Annotated in this window: 17 protein-coding genes; all 17 read right to left on the bottom strand. The window is 37.1% G+C overall.

Annotated elements, in window-relative coordinates:
- Positions 1 to 2: 2 nt before the first annotated feature.
- The 17 genes from JJN12_RS06050 to JJN12_RS06130 all read right to left on the bottom strand — a co-directional run bounded on the left by JJN12_RS06050 (position 3) and on the right by JJN12_RS06130 (position 18,388).
- The gene (locus JJN12_RS06050; RefSeq protein WP_208428843.1) at positions 3 to 1,505 is read right to left on the bottom strand and encodes a hypothetical protein; all 1,503 of its coding nucleotides are present in this window, start codon (positions 1,503 to 1,505) and stop codon (positions 3 to 5) included.
- Positions 1,506 to 1,507: 2 nt separating this feature from the next.
- Positions 1,508 to 1,924, bottom strand: a complete 417-nt coding sequence (locus JJN12_RS06055; protein WP_208428844.1) for a hypothetical protein — start codon at positions 1,922 to 1,924, stop codon at positions 1,508 to 1,510.
- Positions 1,925 to 1,933: 9 nt separating this feature from the next.
- Complete coding sequence (locus tag JJN12_RS06060) at positions 1,934 to 2,419, bottom strand: hypothetical protein (protein ID WP_208428845.1); 486 nt, start codon at positions 2,417 to 2,419, stop codon at positions 1,934 to 1,936.
- 46 nt (positions 2,420 to 2,465) lie between these two features.
- Positions 2,466 to 2,942, bottom strand: coding sequence for a hypothetical protein (locus JJN12_RS06065; protein WP_208428846.1), 477 nt, complete (start codon positions 2,940 to 2,942; stop codon positions 2,466 to 2,468).
- A gap of 135 nt (positions 2,943 to 3,077) precedes the next feature.
- Complete coding sequence (locus JJN12_RS06070) at positions 3,078 to 3,485, bottom strand: hypothetical protein (RefSeq protein WP_208428847.1); 408 nt, start codon at positions 3,483 to 3,485, stop codon at positions 3,078 to 3,080.
- Between the two features lie 26 nt (positions 3,486 to 3,511).
- Positions 3,512 to 5,107 (bottom strand): hypothetical protein, encoded by a 1,596-nt coding sequence (locus tag JJN12_RS06075; RefSeq protein WP_208428848.1) that lies wholly within the window; start codon positions 5,105 to 5,107, stop codon positions 3,512 to 3,514.
- Positions 5,088 to 6,704 (bottom strand): ATPase, T2SS/T4P/T4SS family, encoded by a 1,617-nt coding sequence (locus tag JJN12_RS06080; RefSeq protein ID WP_208428849.1) that lies wholly within the window; start codon positions 6,702 to 6,704, stop codon positions 5,088 to 5,090. Before JJN12_RS06080 ends, JJN12_RS06075 begins: the two co-directional genes overlap by 20 nt.
- Positions 6,701 to 7,519: a hypothetical protein gene (locus JJN12_RS06085; RefSeq protein WP_208428850.1), complete on the bottom strand. Its 819-nt coding sequence runs from the start codon at positions 7,517 to 7,519 to the stop codon at positions 6,701 to 6,703. The genes JJN12_RS06080 and JJN12_RS06085 overlap by 4 nt, the downstream gene beginning before the upstream one ends.
- 317 nt (positions 7,520 to 7,836) lie before the next feature.
- Entirely contained in the window at positions 7,837 to 8,511 is a 675-nt protein-coding gene (gene pyrE, locus JJN12_RS06090) for an orotate phosphoribosyltransferase (protein ID WP_208428851.1), read from the bottom strand.
- 193 nt (positions 8,512 to 8,704) lie between these two features.
- On the bottom strand, positions 8,705 to 8,890 hold the full coding sequence (rpmB, locus tag JJN12_RS06095; protein WP_208428852.1) for a 50S ribosomal protein L28: 186 nt from the start codon (positions 8,888 to 8,890) through the stop codon (positions 8,705 to 8,707).
- 335 nt (positions 8,891 to 9,225) lie between these two features.
- Complete coding sequence (gltA, locus tag JJN12_RS06100; RefSeq protein WP_208428853.1) at positions 9,226 to 10,623, bottom strand: NADPH-dependent glutamate synthase; 1,398 nt, start codon at positions 10,621 to 10,623, stop codon at positions 9,226 to 9,228.
- A gap of 27 nt (positions 10,624 to 10,650) precedes the next feature.
- Positions 10,651 to 11,547 carry a sulfide/dihydroorotate dehydrogenase-like FAD/NAD-binding protein gene (locus JJN12_RS06105; protein ID WP_208428854.1) on the bottom strand — a complete coding sequence of 299 codons (897 nt, stop codon included), beginning with the start codon at positions 11,545 to 11,547 and terminating at the stop codon, positions 10,651 to 10,653.
- Positions 11,548 to 11,725: 178 nt separating this feature from the next.
- Positions 11,726 to 12,403 carry an HAD family hydrolase gene (locus JJN12_RS06110; protein ID WP_236013715.1) on the bottom strand — a complete coding sequence of 226 codons (678 nt, stop codon included), beginning with the start codon at positions 12,401 to 12,403 and terminating at the stop codon, positions 11,726 to 11,728.
- Between the two features lie 2 nt (positions 12,404 to 12,405).
- Positions 12,406 to 12,957, bottom strand: a complete 552-nt coding sequence (yfcE, locus tag JJN12_RS06115) for a phosphodiesterase (protein WP_208428856.1) — start codon at positions 12,955 to 12,957, stop codon at positions 12,406 to 12,408.
- Between the two features lie 101 nt (positions 12,958 to 13,058).
- Positions 13,059 to 14,663: an ATP-binding cassette domain-containing protein gene (locus JJN12_RS06120; RefSeq protein ID WP_208428857.1), complete on the bottom strand. Its 1,605-nt coding sequence runs from the start codon at positions 14,661 to 14,663 to the stop codon at positions 13,059 to 13,061.
- Between the two features lie 173 nt (positions 14,664 to 14,836).
- Positions 14,837 to 16,636, bottom strand: coding sequence for an oligoendopeptidase F (pepF, locus tag JJN12_RS06125; RefSeq protein WP_208428858.1), 1,800 nt, complete (start codon positions 16,634 to 16,636; stop codon positions 14,837 to 14,839).
- 30 nt (positions 16,637 to 16,666) lie between these two features.
- Positions 16,667 to 18,388, bottom strand: coding sequence for a phospho-sugar mutase (locus JJN12_RS06130; RefSeq protein WP_208428859.1), 1,722 nt, complete (start codon positions 18,386 to 18,388; stop codon positions 16,667 to 16,669).

An 18,388-nucleotide genomic window follows, 5' to 3' on the forward strand; every position in this document is an offset into this window, starting at 1 on the left:
AATTATTCCCAACCCAACCAAGTTTCATTAGGCGGTGCAAAAAAGTTCTTAGTTTTCTCGGTCACTCTAACAACCCTCATTTTTTTAGTTTTTTTGGCAACCCCTTTTGCTAAATCTAAATCGGCCATCCATACGCATCTCCACGGATATTCTTCAAAATCATGAGGTGTTATCATTCCCAGTGGATAATTAACTTGATAGACCCCTTCGCACCATTCTCCAAGCTTTACTTTCTTTTCACGGTATTTTGCTAGTCCATGGGACCAGTCTCCTGTAATGCTTCCGTATATTATCTTATACAAATTTTTATCAAGATTTTTACAGGATACTATTCTGAATTTCATGTAAGTATGAAAACTTGGTATGAAATCCCAATAATATGCAGAACTTGCATCTGTTGCGACAGGTTTTGATTCAATTATAACCTTATTTTCCTTAACAAACCTGATATATTTATCTATGTCCTTCTTCATTCCATTTAAATCACTTTTCTTGGTATATTCTTTCCTTCTATAGAATGAAATAAGCTTATCTCTCCATTTTTTATCAATGGTTCTGTAGTCTACATTCATCCTGTGATTTTGAAATCTACGCACTTTATCTGCCTCTTCGTAGATATTATCATTAGTTCCAAATGCAAATCCATTTAAAATTCTGCTATATGTATACTTTGGTGGATCATAGTCACTATGTAATTTAAAGCTGGTTGCAAGATGACTTTCATAAGAAAGCATTGTTTCATAATATGAATCCGGATAAGAAGCAAGAATATACTTGTAATCTGAAGCCCAGAAAGGCAGATTAGTCTTTCTTAGAAGCTGTCCATCAGGGCTCATTGGATATCTCTTCTTCGAATCATATACCCTTTCAATGACTTTTTTAGCTTCAGCAAGGCTTACCTTCCTCTTAGGCATAAGATTTCTGTTCTGCGTGTATCTGCCCATTGATTTACCAATTATGATTCCTTTTTTTAATACTGTAATAAGGTCTAATTGATGTCTATTACTTGCAGACTTTATATCATTAACTCTTCCAAGTTTCTTCATTATAACTCTTAGCTTTAATTCCCATCTTAACTGACGTGATACCAAATAATAAGAATCATCAGACCATATACCATCTTCAAATAAAACTGCTTTTGTCTTAGGATAAACATAAAGAAACTGAGAATAATCATCACTAAGGATGATTCCTTTATCTTCTCCTGTAAATCTTAAAATATCAGCACAAACAGAGGCCAGCTTTTCAACTGTGACAGACTCTTCAGGTGATGTTAAATAATCCAGTCCTTCAATACCGAACTTATTTAGCCCCTGCTTTTTGCCGGTGAAACTGTTGTCCTCAAAGACGCCTAGATTGCTCCTTTCAACCAGATAGTCAACCAGTTCACCCTCAGTAGCGTAGCTCTTAGCATATACCACAGGCATATTTACAGTGCTTAAAATGAAAGCAAATATCAGCACCACATTAATAAAAACCATTTTTTTAAGATTATTTTTTATCATCTCTAACCCCTCTTTATTTCAAACTGTATTCTATTTATTTTTCCGTTACCATCCCTGTTTATATGCCCTATATAATCATCATAAGGCTCGATATAGAAGCCGTTCTCAGGGATGTTGGCTGCAATATTGAACTTGTTGTTCTTAGAAAATATTCTGCTGCCAAGGTCTGTAATCACTATTACATCCAGATCATTTTGATATTTACCGGTAAAGTTGATTACCTCCGCTCCAGTAAGGATTTCAGAATCATACTTAGCTATGTTGTATTCTCTGTAATCTCTCTCCTTTTCATTTAGCTCGTTTACAAATACATTGCCAAACGAAATGCCTTCCCTCATTAGCAAAAGGCTGAAGCTAATAACCACACAGGTTATAAAGATTCCTGCTGCAATTGTCAGCATCTTTAATGAATTCTCCAATTTCCCTCCTTATTTATAAAGGCCCAGAACACAGGCTTTGCAAGGATATGCTCCCTTTAGGGCACATTCCTCCATAGAGGAATATACGCTAATGCCGCTTTTATCAGAAGGCAAATGACTGCAAAGATAAGAACTATGATAAACATTGTCTGCCTCATAAAAGTATATTCTTTCTGTATTGTTTGCTCTAACTCTGTATACATCCCTAGTATATTTTGAGTAATTACCTCTTTTAGGGAGTAAGGAAAGAATATCTTTTTCGGAACTATCTAAGTACTCACTTGATAATATCTGCCTTTCTGTTTCCGACAAATCTTCCTTGGTGCCATATAACTCTTTCTTGATATGCTCTTTAACATAACCTTCACTCAAATCATATTTTGATAATCTGAAATCATCTTGTGCATCTGCCGCCCCTGACTTTGCTATCTCCATCATTTTATTTTTAGCTAAAAGTCCTCTCTCTGTATCAGTAAAAACTGCATAAGTTTCCACTATTCCGGAAAGTACGAGGATAATCAAAAAGACAGAAATAAGCGAACTAACCTTTAATATATTCGTTTTCTATCATACCTCCCATCTCTATTGTTTTCTTTGGAAATATGTTTAACAACCTCTCTTTATCCCTGATTATCAGACATATTTCATCGCCGATTTTAAACCTGTATTTAGAAGAGGTTTTAAGGCTTTTCTTAATCTCAGCATCGAAAACATCAACATAGAATTCCCTGCTGTCCACAACCTCCCCATTCTCTACTACAGGTCTTATCGCTCTTTTTTTATGAACAAGGTTAAGCTCTTTACTACCTCCTATTTTTGACATATTCAGGTAAAAATTATCAAGTTCCTTCCTGTCTATATAACCTGTATATTTTACCTTGTCTATGAATCTGTCGGAAACATTCATAACCTGAATGTCTTCAAGAGCTTTAAGCCTCATTTCCATAATGTAAACAGGGCAGATAAATATCAGTATAAAACCGACTACTATACTCCAAAATTTGCCAAAAACCTCCATATAAGCTCCACCTTCAATACCCTTAACAATTTGCTAAAATAAGCTTCATACAATAATATCTGACTGATGCCAACAACAAATAAAATCAAATACCCTGTTTTTCTAAGTAACTCAAGTACTTTTAACATAGGCGCTCTAATGTTCCTGCTGTATAAAGGTTAATCTGTCAACACTTCCGTCATCTTTATACTTTACCTTTCCTATAAAATTGCCATATTGGTACACATTGTTGGTCAGCCAATTGGTTGTCTCAACCTTTATTCCACCTGGAGCACCTGCCTTGGTATCGTTAGTAACCACATAAATATTGGTTTTCCCCTTAAGTCTCTTTGCAGTCCTTATAACCTCATTACCTGATAAAGTCAGGCCATTGTAAAACTCAATTCCTCCGTTACCCATTTCAGTGGTATATTCACCCATCTGATTTATTCCCTGTGCCGCTATGTCCTTAGCCTCCCTTGTTACAAAGAATGCAATGCTTATAACTATACAGGTAATAATTACTCCTGCCGCCAATGTCAATCCTTTTAATCCATTACTCATACAAAACCCCTTTCTTTTAACTATAATTAACTTAATTTAACTGTTATGTCTAAAAGATTCCTTACGCTTATTACCAAAAACGGCGCTATCATATATGCCCCTACTGACAGCATGAAGGGCAGATATAAAAATGTAGAAATAATAGCCTCTTTTTTCCTGACTATAAGCTCCTGCTCCTGCCTCCTTTTCGCACTGTAGTAATCTCTTCTTGAAAGCAAATCCTTAAAGGCTTCGTTTATCCCTATTTTGTCACTTGCAATCAGATCATCTATGACATTGATAAAGCTCGTAGTCTTCCACCTATCTCGAAGTAAGTCTAGCGCATCATGTTCATCTACATCCAGTTCATCTATGCAGGTTGAAACACTATCCCTTAAAAATGAGGTAAAGTTCTCTATCCAAAGCAGTATTTCTTCAACAGTCATCCCTATAACTCCGGCGAGAGATATCGTCATCAGCCTTACCTGTCCTATTTCCTCCTCAAGCATAGCTTCATAGAACATACCATCTATTACCAAACTTAAATGAGGAATGAAGCTCATACAAAAGGCTATCAGTATGGCAGGAATCATTAAAACTAAAGATAATTGCCAGTAGATTATCCAGAGTGATCCTATAACAAAACTGCCTATGAACCAAAAAATCCTTGACAAAATGAAATGTTGATAGGATTTTTCCGGAAAATTCTTATCAAATATTTCAGCGATTGAACTCTTACCTGTGGAAGTCTTGTCAAAAAGCCACTTAAAGCCTTTATTAACCAAGCCAATTTCCATAATCCCCGATAAAAGAGGCGTAATCCCATCACACCTTATTTCCTGCATCTTTTCAAAAAATATAACAAATAATAATGTTATAACCAGACAGGCTACCCTTGTCACACTTCCCTTAAATCCGTCATAAAACTCCGTTAACCCTTCGACCTGAGAGATGGCCCATCTTTCCATAATAGGAAGGCTTATAAGGGCAAAACAGATAGCGAAGAAGACTGCACTGAATATAAAGTCTTCCCTCTCCCATTTTAGGAGGTCAGAGTCAATGTTCTTTTGCAATTCATCAATGTTTGAAACAAAAGTGTTGTCATTGTCTCCATACTTTATTGCACATTGGCATATCGCAATGAAAATGAATAAAAACCTATTGGGGGACGCATCCCTGTACCTCTCAGGTACGCCGTCTCCATCCATTGCTTCCTCTATAAGTCCCAGATGAAGTTTAAGCTCCTCACCTGCTGCAGAAAATGCTGCGAGAAAGGCCTCTTCTACATCATTAAAACGGTAATATTCTCTTCTAAGCTCATTTAGGTATGAGGATAGCTGTCTAAGTATCGTCTTTTCCTGCTTTCTCTTCCATTTTACAAAGCTGTCTTTGTAGGTGGCTCCACCTAACATAATGGCAATAGGAAGATACTTGATATCAAAAAAAGCTATGGAGAAAGCTAATCCTGCTATAAAGAACGCCTTAAACAAGTTTGATAGAAAAACCCTGGCTGTAGTGACTCCCATTCCATAATTATCAAATGGCAGGTATCTTCCAACTTCGTATTCTGTTTTACTTATTATTATTCTTCCAAAGGTGCTGAAACATAATAACTTATATATGCTAAATAAAACTCTTTCCATCTTTCACCTTCTGCCACTGTTTAATAAATTTTATAAAGTTACTTGTTTCTGTTTCCGGTAACCTCCCATATATTGCCTCCTGTGTCTCCCTGCTAAGTTCATCCTTAAGCACATACTTATCACCACTTTTATATGCAACAAGCCTCTCTGTAAATGCTTCATCTCTATCACTTGGTACAATCTCACTTATTTTATCGATATATCTTTTGCCAAACTGATTCTTCTTAACGTGAATATTAATTCTTACAGAGTTAACTGCTTGCTTTAGTGCTATAACCTCATTTCTAAAGTTTCCCTGCATAAGCAAAGAATTTCTTATATAGTGAATAAGAGCCGTTGTATCCTTCGCATGGTGTGTAAATAGTGTAAATGCGGAAGCATTTTGAGCAATTTGTACTAGGAATAATACTGCCTGCATGGTGGCAACTTCCCCAAGTATGGTTACATTTCCATCTGTTTTCTTTGTAAAATCAAGCCCTTCCTGTATCCCAACACCTTCAGTCTCCTTGAAACTTACTATATTCCTGCCTGGAAGCCTTGCTCTTAGATGCAGCTCAAATGACATCTCTGCTACTCTTATATTTAACCAGCTCGGAATAAACTTAACCATTGCAGCTAAAAGGGTGGTTTTACCTGAACCCTGTTCTCCTGTTATTGCTATTAACCTCTCACCTGTAATCAGGTATTTTAGAAGCTTTATTATATCTTCTGAACCATCATCCGTAATTATATCTTCAAGCTCAAGAATCTTCTCCATCCTGAACTTTCTTATGAAAAAGCTCCAGCTTTCACAAAATGGCGGTCTTGACACAGAGGCTCTTGAGCCATCGTTTAGCTCAGCCACAACATATCCGCGCCTTTCAGATAACTGACCTATACCATAGCTCTTGCAGAGATTCCTGCATATTCTCTTAATCTCAGCTTCTCCCTTATATTTAAGGAATGACAGACTGACGGTATTTCCCTTGTACATAAGCCATACATAATATTCTCCATTATCACTGGAAACCCCTCCTGATATCCCGTCTATAACCATAGGCAGCAAAGAGTCTATTATGCCATTTCCCTTATAATTCTCATATATCTGCTGGCATAAAATCTCCATTTTTTCAGGAAAAGTAATATCCTCATAGCTTACCCTGCCAAACGCCCTGTTAAGTGCTTTTTCATCTATATCTCTCTTGTCAGACTTCATTAACATATCAGAGAAATATTTATCAATAAGCTTTTCAAGCCCCATATTGCCGTATTTTAAGGTGCTTTTTTCAAGCATTACCTTAAACTTATATTCCGAATCTTCCTTTAAGTATGTATCTATGTTATCCTCAGTTATTTTATATTTGTCTGCAAGCAGATTGGTAATATAACTTTTAATAAATATCTTTGACGCTTCATTACCTGAGCCACAGGTTCTAAGAGCTTCTCTTAGTTCTTCTCTTTTTTCAATTCTTATCAGTCTTTCCCGTAGAAGAAATGGACCAATATTAAGATTAACCCTTAAAAGCTGCGTAAAATCTTCCTTAATTGCCGCCAAAAGCTCTTCAAAACCATTAACTTTATCAGTTGTATTTATTTTCCTAAGGGATTTTTTTGTCATACATTAATCTCCGTTTGGGAGTCATTATCTGACTGAATTTTTATATAAGCAGTTATTTTTCTAAGCTGCGATATCAGTTCAAATGTCTTTTCGCCCCTTGTTGACCAGAGATTTTTTGTTAGAAAACTTGATAAACTTCCATTTTTACAAATTCCTAGTAGAGATTCACAATAAGGTATATATGATATGCTTACATCATCCGTGCTATAAGTTGAAATGAACTTGTCAAATCCAATGTTTTCGTTTTTCTTATATCTGCTTACTAAAAGGCAGGTCTTATCTTTATCAAATGAATGTTCACTCAAAACACTACCCAATTCATCTTGAGGAACATTTACAAAAACCAGATCTGAACGTTCTATTATTCTCTTCGTAGTCAAAGTACGTGTTTTTTTCAAATCTACAAAAACTACTTCATATCTAACCAATAGCTCATCCAACAATCTATCGATTATCTTATTCATTTCATAATCGAAGAGATTATGGTTGGATGAAACCTGCGGAAAATAGTACAATTTTCCGTCTGCCATACGCACTGCTGCATTTCCTATTCCGTTTACCGGAAGTCCCGCCTTCATTAAACCATAATAATAGTTAATATAATTGTTTCTGCCATAATAAATCGGTTCTTCAAATGCAAAAGGTAAATTCCTTTTTCCAACCAGTATGTCCTCTAGGCTATACCTTCCCGGAACATGATTTTCAAACAATGCAACTCTTTTCTTATATCGTTGAGCATAAAAATGCGAGATTAATGCAGCATTAGTGGTAACGCCTGTTCTAATCTCTGCACTGCTCCAAAAAGCAACGAGCATAAACAACCTCCTACGCACAAAATAATTATTTAGAATACCCTGGACTTAAAACTAAATAACTGAGTAAATATTATATTGGTAATCCAGCTCTATATTATCCAAATAAATACTTAGAACTCAATAATCAGATTTAATTCAAACTTGATTCATAGATAAAATAATACCCTCTAAAATCCCTTTTGTAAAGGCTTTTTAGAGGGTATTATGTGTAGAAATTAGGGCCTTATTTTTGTATAACTCACACAAACTTTAAACCCAGTTGATTTCCAGTTTTTTTAGTATAACTTGCACAAAGTATAGGTAGTTGTCTAATAAAACTACTTTGCTCCATACTGTTTATAATAGTCGTCAATTCTTGCCTTTATCTCATCGTTAATAATAATCTTTCCATTAACTTCCCTGTTATAAAGATATTCTATAACTTCTTTCATTGTAACTATAGCACCTGTAGGAAATCCGTAAAGAGATGAAACTTCTTTAAGTGCACTTTCTTCACTCTTGCCCTTTTCTCCTCTGTCAAGAGAAACCATCATACCTACTACCTTTACATCTCCCATTGATTTGATTATAGGATAGGTCTCTTCAATTGACTTACCTGAAGTAGTAACGTCTTCTATGATGACTACCTTATCACCTGACTTAATCTTGCTTCCTAGTAATATTCCGGTATCGCCATGGTCTTTAATTTCTTTTCTGTTCGAAGAGTATCTGATTTCTTTACCGTAAAGCTCATCAAAAGCAGCCACTGTTGCCACTGACAAAGGAATACCCTTATACGCAGGTCCAAATAAGACATCAAAATCATCCCCATAGGCATTATGAATAGCCATTGCATAAAATTTGCCAAGTCTTCTTAACTGGCTTCCTGTCACATAAGCGCCTGCATTCATAAAAAATGGTGACTGTCTGCCACTTTTAAGTGTAAAATCTCCAAACTTAAGAACTTCGCTTTCCACCATAAATTCAATAAATTCCTGCTTATACTGTTCCATACCTATCCTCCTAAAAAAACACAATTCAATCTTGCAAGAGTTTCCAAATCATGTGATTACATAGTATATTAGTCTTCCCGCCTAAAAGTGTATATCACATTAAGAATATATTTGTTATGAGATTCAGTCAGAATTTCTTAACAAACAAAAAAGCTGTCACTACTCCGGTAACAGCTCTTTTATAATCATTTAATTAAGCACGTTCTACACGATTGCTACGAAGGCATGAAGCACATACATGCATAGTCTTAGCACCACCAGGAGTCTTAACTCTGACAGTTCTAACGTTAGCCTTCCAAGCTCTGTTGTTTCTTCTGTGGGAATGGCTCACAGCTATACCAAAGCTAACACCTTTTCCACAAACATCACACTTTGCCATTACAGCACCTCCTCTATCTCCAATGGATATTTTAGGTTTACACACACAAAACACACTAGCTAATTTTAGCAGAAACTCTGCATAATTGCAAGCCCAAATTTTTTAAAGTCGATGTATTGCCTTTGCTTATTGCTAAAACAGCATTATACAGCTAGCTTTCTTTCAGCAAGATAAGAAAATCTTAAAAAATATAAAATTAAAAAGGTCTTCTATGACATAACTTTCATCATAGAAGACCCAATTATATCGGTAATAATCCTGCTTATCAGGAATCTTTAATTGTTGTGATCTTATAATTAACAGCATCACATCAATGAAAGCTATTCCTTAAAAAATTAAGCCTTTTCAACGCCAAGATACTCTAAGATACCCTTAGCGGCATGCTTACCTGCACCCATTGCAAGAATAACTGTAGCTGCACCTGTAACTGCATCACCACCGGCATATACGCCTACCTTGGTTGTTTCACCATTTTCATCCTTAGCAACAAGGCATCCCCATTTATTTGCCTCAAGTCCCTCAGTTGTTGAAGAAATAAGTGGGTTAGGGCTTGTACCAAGTGACATGATTACTGTATCGCAGTCGATAACAAATTCTGAGTTAGGAACCTCCTGTGGTCTTCTACGGCCAGACTCATCAGGCTCTCCAAGCTCCATTTTAACGCATTTACATCCCTTTACCCAGCCGTTCTCATCTTCAATAATCTCAATAGGATTGGTGAGTACGTCAAAGATAATGCCTTCTTCTTTAGCGTGGTGAACTTCTTCTACTCTGGCTGGAAGCTCTTCCTCAGATCTTCTATATACGATATGTGTCTCTGCACCAAGTCTAAGAGCAGTTCTTGCAGCGTCCATTGCCACGTTACCACCGCCTACTACTACAACCTTCTTGCCAGGATGTATAGGTGTATCATAATTATCATCAAAAGCCTTCATAAGGTTTGATCTTGTAAGGTACTCGTTTGCTGAGAATACACCATTTGCATTCTCACCAGGGATACCCATAAACTTAGGAAGACCTGCTCCTGAGCCGATAAATACAGCATCAAAGCCTTCCTCTTCCATAAGCTGGTCTATAGTAAGAGATCTTCCGATTACGTAGTCAGTCTTAATCTCAACGCCAAGTGCCTTTACGTTATCAACCTCGTACTTAACTACTGTTTCCTTAGGAAGACGGAACTCAGGAATACCATATACAAGTACGCCGCCTGCCTCATGAAGAGCCTCATAGATAACTACTTCACAGCCTGCCTTAGCAAGATCTCCAGCTGCTGTAAGTCCGGCAGGGCCTGCACCAATAACTGCTACTCTCTTGCCATTCTTAGCCTTTGCAGGCTCAGGACGAATACCCTGCTCACGAGCCCAGTCAGCTGTAAATCTCTCAAGCTTACCAATAGATACTGAATCACCCTTTATTCCTCTTACACAGTACTTCTCACACTGTGATTCCTGAGGACAGACACGGCCGCATACAGCAGGAAGTGCACTGTATTTGCTTATAGTCTCATAAGCGCCCTTAACATCCCCTTCTTTAACTCTCATGATAAAGCCCGGAATATCGATACCTACAGGACATCCACCTACACAGCGGGGATTCTTACAATTTAAGCATCTTGTAGACTCTTCCATAGCCTCTTCAATATTATATCCATAACAAACTTCTTCAAAGTTATGTGCTCTTTCCTTAGCTTCCTGTTCTCTGACAGGAATTCTAACCATTGGATTAACTGCCATTTTTATTATCTCCTTTATAACTTAGAATTAATCTACCTTCTGAGGATTAGGTGTAGCACAACCAGGTCCCTTATGTGTCTCACCTTCCTGTTCCTTCAACAACTTTCTTCCTTCTTCAGACTTGTACATACGCTGTCTGTTCATAGCCTCATCAAAGTTAATAAGATGTCCGTCAAACTCAGGTCCGTCTACACAGGCAAATTTAATCTTACCGCCTACTGAAAGACGACAGGCACCACACATACCTGTACCATCAACCATGATTGGGTTCATACTTACTATAGTAGGTATACCAAGTTCTTTAGTTGTAAGACAGACAAACTTCATCATTATCATTGGTCCGATAGCAACAACTCTTGTATATTCTTTACCATGATTAGCAAGAAGATCCTTAAGGCAGTCATTTACATTACCTTTGAAGCCATAAGATCCATCATCAGTCGCTATATAGAGATTAGCAGCCCACTGCTTCATCTCTTCTTCAAGAATAATAAGCTCCTTTGTTCTTGCACCTATAATAACATCGGCTTCGTATCCATTTTCCTTTAACCACTTAACCTGTGGATATACAGGAGCAGTACCAACACCACCCGCCATAAAAAGAATCTTCTCTTTAGCAAGTTCTTCTCTTGGCATAGTACAAAGCTCAGAAGGCTGTCCAAGAGGTCCCACTACATCGTGGTATCCATTCTCATCAGCATCTCTCATACGCATTGTGGAAGCTCCAACTGCCTGGTAAACAAGTGTTATTGTATTTTTTTCCCTATCATAATCACAAATGGTAAGTGGAACTCTCTCAGCTTTTTCATCAAGCCTTACAATAACAAACTGTCCCGGAAGGCAAGCTTTGGCAACATTAGGTGCCTCTACATCTACTAACCAGATATTGTTGGCTAAGTAGCGCTTATTTACAACCTTAAACATTTTTTCATCCTCCTAAATTCACTATACGTAACCTGTACATCACTAAGCTTTCAAGTTTATACAGCACGATTTAATTTCACCTTGATAATAATATCACAAAATTGAAAATAATAAAACCAGTATTAGAGATTTTTTATCAATAAATGCAAAAAAATCTACTATATGTAGTTAGTTATAACTAATTATTTTGAGATTTTTGATAATTAACAAGTCTTTCTCCAAGCTCCTCCATTGATTCAACTATAACGGTTGCACCTGAGTTCTCCAGGAACTTCCTATCCTTAAAGCCCCATAGTACCGAAATGCAAGGTATGCCTGAATTCTTAGCTGTCTGTATATCTACCTCCGAATCTCCAATGTATATTGAATTTTCCTTGTCTGCACCCATTTCCTCCATTGCCATAAATACCATGTCAGGCTCAGGTTTATGCCTTACACTTGGTTTTTCGCCTATGGCGGACTTTATCCTCTCTCCAAAGAACTTGGCACTTAGGCTCTTGACTGCCGAGTCTATCTTGTTTGACACTATGGCTATGTCAAAGCCATTTTCAAGAAGCTTATCAAGCATATCAAGGGTTCCCGGGTAAGGTGAGGTCTTTATATCCGAATGAGAATTATAGTAAAGGCTGAAATCATCATAGAACTTATCTATAAATCCATCATCTGCTTTGTATTCGGGAGGAACTGCCCTCTCTACCAGTTTTCTGACACCGTTTCCTACAAAATTTCTTACCTCATCCCTTGTTCTTAGAGGAAAATTGTGCTTGCCAAGTATGTAGTTCATAGAGTCGGTAAGGTCATCCAGGGTATCAAGAAGAGTTCCATCAAGGTCAAAAATAGCATATCTTTTTGTCAATTTCATTCCTCCTTGCAGATATAGCTGTCTTTTATATTTCCTTCAAAATCCTTCCACACAAATTCCTTGTTGTCATAAGTCATGTAGCCATGGTGGCTGTTTTCCTTAGGTATGGAAGCAGAGCCCGGATTCATATAAATATAGTTATCGTAAGCTACGCATTTTGGCACATGCGTATGCCCACATAGTAGGATATCACCCTTGTGGAGTTTTGGAGGATTGTTCTCGCCAAATATATGTCCATGTGTTGCGAAAATATTTATTCCATCTACATTTACAATTATATAATCGGCAAGACATGGAAAATCAAGTACCATCTGGTCTACCTCTGCCTCACAATTTCCTCTGACACAGAGGATTTTATCGCTTAGAGGATTTAAGAGGGCTATAACCTCCTTAGGATTGTGTTCAAAGGGCAGGTCATTCCTTGGACCATGATACAAAATATCCCCTAAAAGAAGGAGTTTATCAGCCTTTTCTTTTTCAAAGCACTCCACTACCTTCTTAGCATAATAAGCTGAGCCATGAATGTCTGACGCTATAAGTAATTTCATTATTTTTCCTTTCACGCTGTATGAATATAATTTTGTTCTTTACTGATGCTTTTTATAAGTGTAAAGATTATTTTAGCACAAAATTTGTGTGATTGCATCCTTTATAACCTCACAACCTTATCAAACTTCTCCAAATACTCTTCTGCCCAGTCGTGGGTAACTACGAGCCTCGTTTTATCTTTAAGGCTAAATATGATATCGTTTACAATCCCCTTGTTTTCCGGATCCAAGTCAGATGTCGGTTCATCTAAAATGATGATTTCAGGGTTGTTAAACAATGCCCTTGCTATAGATACCCTCTTTTTCTCTCCTCCTGACATTTCGTCAGGATTTAGTTCATCATCCTTATGTAATTCCATAAATTTCTTTAAATTTACCTTTTCAATTATATCCCTAAATCTCTCCTTATCGCCCTCTGAATTACCATTAAACATAGTAACATTATCATATAATGATGACTTAAATATAAAGCTATCCTGAGGGACTAAGTAGACCTTACTGTATAGCTCATCTTCTTTAATGTCCCTTAACTCCTCATTATCATACTTAATTTTACCACTGTATCCCTTAAAAGACTTAAGCAATAGATTGATTAAAGTAGACTTTCCGGAACCACTTTCACCTGTGATAGCAACTATTTCACCACTATCAATATTTAACGAAAATTCATCAAATATCCTTTTATCATCATAAGCAAAGCTAAGATTTTCTATATCTATCGAAGCCTTGTCTCGTTCACTTTTTCTTATAGCTAAACTTTCATTATCAGCAATTTCATTGTTCTTACCTAAATAAGGTCTGAATTTATCTAAAAATACCTTTGCTGATTTCATTTCAACACCATTTTCAATTGCATTTGAAAAGGCATCTGAAAAAATAGCAAAGCCTGATGTTGTTGCTACTATAAGTCCAGGTTCAATTATATTTTTTGTTATTAGAAAAGCACATATTCCGATAAGCAATAACTGATTAATACTTCCTATGCTATACATAGTCATCCATATCATATTAGTAACTACACCATAATTCTTATATGAATTAGAACGTCTGCTATTGGCTTTCTCAAAAACACTGGCATAAGACTCAGAATTATTTGACCTTTTAATAACATCTAAGCCCTTTACCATTTCCTGTAACCTGCTTAAGTATGCCTCATTTGCAGCAGTCCTCTCTTTATTTATGCTGATTGTTTTACCTGTCATCATCTTACTTACCAATATAGGAATAATTGTCAGAATTACTGTAGCTATCAGCATAAAATAATGTACTCTTAATAGTGTAATAGCAGCGACTATCACAGAAGTAGAATATGACAATATACCAAACACTCCCCAAAGATACCCAGTCCTAAAATCCTCGATATCATTATTCAATAAACTCATATAATAGTCAGAATTTTTTTCTTTAACCTTTGAAAGAGGTAATCTAAACAAGCTCTTAATTATACTAAGTAAAATACTATCTCTGGTATCATACATAAACTTCTGGCAGAATTTCATTTTCATATAGCTGCAGCCCCATTGACAGACAAGATAGAGTGTAGTAAGCAGTATCTCTTTAACTATGCCATCTGTTTTAAGTTTTACCGCCATATCCATAACATTACTCATGCCAAGAAGAGCCTGCATTATAAATACATCCCCTAATATAGAGAAAAACAAACATATAGCTAACTTAAATTTATTCTCTTTACTAATCAATTTCATTGAACTCCCCCTTTACCACACCAAAATACCTTTTTTTGTAAATCATTACAATAATCTTTATTACAAACATATCTAATATTGTAACAAAATTAGATTAATTTGAAAAGAGCATCTCATCAGACATTTGCAAGTAGCTTTTGTCTGGTAAAATGCTCTTTTATCTAATTAACTTGTTATTTTGTGAGTTCTTCCATTTCCTCTATAACTCTTTCAAATACCTGAAGAGCTGAGTTGATTGGCTCTTTGGTTGCCATATCAACTCCTGCAATCCTAAGGAGGCTTACAGGATCCTTGGTACAGCCACTGCTTAAGAACTTCATATAGTCACTTACAGCAGTCTCACCCTCTTTTAGTACACGGTTAGCAATGGCAACTGCAGCTGAGAAGCCTGTTGCATACTGATATACATAGAAATTGTAGTAGAAATGAGGTATCCTCATCCACTCATAGCCTATGAGGTCATCGCTAATCATAGCCTCGCCGTAATACTTCTTATTCAAATTCAAATAAAGCTCTGTAAGGTTCTCATGTGTAAGAGGCTCTCCACTTTCAGCCATTTCATTAGAAGTCTTCTCAAACTCTGCAAACATGGTCTGTCTGAATACAGTTCCCTTGAAGCTGTCCATATAATGGTTAAGAAGATATGCTCTTTCCTTGTTGTCCTTTGCATTCTTAAGCATGTACTCCATAAGAAGCACTTCATTTGTAGTGGAAGCAACTTCCGCAACAAAGATTCTATATCTTGAGTCAAGGAAATTCTGAGCCTCGTTTGAGAAATAGGAATGCATTGCATGTCCCATCTCATGAGCTAAGGTGAATACATTGTCAAGGGTTCCGTTAAAGTTAAGAAGAACAAAAGGATGTACCCCGTAAACACCTGAAGAATAAGCTCCATTACGCTTTCCTTCATTCTCCACTACATCTATCCAGCGCTCTGCAAATGCCTTCTTTATGAGGTTTACATAGTTGGTGCCAAGAGGCTCTACAGCCTTAAGGACTAACTCCTTAGCCTCATCAATAGTGTACTTTGCATCATAGTCCTTAACTATAGGCACATAGATATCGTACATATGAAGCTCATCAAGTTCTAAGAGTTTCTTTCTAAGCCTTACATATCTATGCATCTTGTCAAGATTGTCATTTACTGCCTCTACAAGGTTTTTATACACCTCAGGCGATACATTGTTGCCATCAACAGCTGCTTCTAATGTTGAAGAGTACTTTCTAGCTCTTGCATAGAACATAAGCTGTTTGACCTGTCCTGCATATAAAGTTGCCCAAGTATTCTTAAAACTTCCAAAAGTCTCATAGTACTTCTCAAATACTTCTTTACGAACCCTTCTGTCCTTGCTTTCTTCAAGAGGAACAAATCTTCCGTTTGTAATCTGTATCTTCTCTCCCTTTTCATTAGTTATCTCAGGGAATTTGAGATCTGCATTGCCAAGGGTTGCAAAGCCCTCATAAGGAAGATCCGCAAGTTCATTGGTTCCTGCAAGTAGTTTTTCAAGTTCAGGGCTTAGCGAATGCTCCCTACCTCTTCTAACCTCAGTTATGTATATCTTATATTTGTCAAGTTCAGGCTTCTCACCATAGAACTTCTCCAATGTAGCATCATCCACAGCGATGATTTCAGGCTCTAAAAAGGCAAGCTTTTCAGATATTTCCACACCGGCTGACATAGACTTTGAATAAAGAGTCTGTGCAGAGGTGGAGGTTGTATCTACATCCCTCGACTTAAATGCATAGCCATAAACCTTATGCATAATCAAGCTGTCTTTTTCATATATTTCAAGAACCTTATATAAGGTCTCTGCAGATTCAGCTACCTTTCCTGCATAACCTGCTAATTCATCCGCTAAAGACTTCGCCTCTGACAATGCTTTTTCCCATTCACTTTCAGAAGCAAAGATATCTTCTAGCTTCCAAGTGAGTTCTACATCTACCTCACTTCTCTTTGGCAATTTATTTTCCATTGATAAACTCCTTGTAACAAATATTAGTCATTAATCCCCTAATTTTTTAAGTTCTGTAAGTACCTTTTTAAGCTTCTCATCAGCATCCTCTAAGCTGTTTCCCTTAATACCTGCATAGAATTTAATCTTAGGCTCTGTTCCTGATGGTCTTACGCAGAACCAGGCATCATCTGTCATATCAAAGTAAAGCACATTTGACTTAGGAAGTCCTGTAGTGGTGGTCTCTCCTGTAGCCAAATCCTTTACTACATCATTTTCATAATCTCTTGTTTTAACTACCTTGTAGCCTGCAAGCTCAGTAGGAGGGTTCTTACGGAGATTGTCAAGGATTTCATTGATGCGCTTTGCACCGTCTTCTCCTGCAAGAGTCATGGTATAGATTCCCTCTTTGAAATATCCGTATTTCTCATACATATTTACCATCTGATCCCAAAGAGTAAGCCCCTTATCCATATAGTAGGCAGCAGCCTCACAAAGAGCTACAACTGCCATAATACCATCTTTATCTCTTGCATGTGTTCCTATGAGACAGCCATAGCTTTCCTCGAATCCAAATTCATAGGTGCCCTTGCCCTTTTCTTCAAATCCCTTAATCTGCTGGCCTATGAACTTAAATCCTGTCAATACCTCAATCAGATGAATCTTGTAGTACTCAGCTATCTTAAATGCAAGATTTGTAGAAACTATTGTTGTAATAAGGGTACTGTCATCTTTAAGCAGTCCTCTTTCTTTCTTGATTGAAAGCTCATACTCTGCAAGAAGCATACCTGACATATTACCTGTAAATTGTATATAATTTCCTGTCTTTTTATCCTTTGCATACACGCCAAGACGGTCTGCATCAGGGTCATTTGCAAGCACAATATCCGCATCCTTCTCCTTTGCAAGCTTCAGTGCAAGAGTGAAAGCCTTCTCATCCTCCGGATTTGGATAGTCAAGTGTGGTGAAGTCTCCATCAGGCTCTTCCTGCTCCTTAACTATGTAAACCTGCTTAAAGCCAAGCTCCTTAAGCATCCTCTGTACAGGCACATTTCCTGTTCCATGGAAAGGAGTGTATACAATCTTAAGATTCTCTGCCTGTTTTTTAATCACTTCAGGGCTGAGAATGAGCTTCTTAAGTTCAGCCACATACTTGTCATCTATATCGGCGCCAATCATATGGAAAAGACCAGCTTTTACAGCCTCTTCCTTATCCATAGTCTTTATATCAGAAAAATCTGTTGACTTAACAAGGTCAATTATATCCTTATCTACAGGAGGTGTTATCTGGCAGCCATCATCCCAATATACCTTATAGCCATTATATTCCGGTGGGTTATGACTGGCTGTTACCATTATTCCTGCGGTACACTTAAGCTCTCTAACTGCGTAAGAAAGCTCAGGTGTTGGACGGAGCGCATCAAAAAGATATGACTTAATGCCATTTGCATTAAGAGTAAGTGCCGCTGCTTCTGCAAATTCTGGCGAAAAATGTCTGGAATCATAAGAAATAGCTACTCCCTTACTTTGAACACCCTTACTTATGATGTACTTTGCAAGTCCCTGTGTTGCTCTTCTTACAGTATAAAGATTCATGCGGTTAGTACCTGCCCCTACTATACCTCTTAGTCCACCTGTACCAAATTCGAGATCCTTATAGAATCTGTCTCTGATTTCTGCATCATTGCCGGCTATAGCTTTAAGTTCAGCCTTAGTAGCCTCATCAAATACCGGGCTTGTCAACCACTCTTCATAAAGTTTCTTGTCGTCCAT

The organism is Catonella massiliensis, from assembly GCF_016651435.1.
Taxonomy (GTDB): domain Bacteria; phylum Bacillota; class Clostridia; order Lachnospirales; family Lachnospiraceae; genus Catonella; species Catonella massiliensis.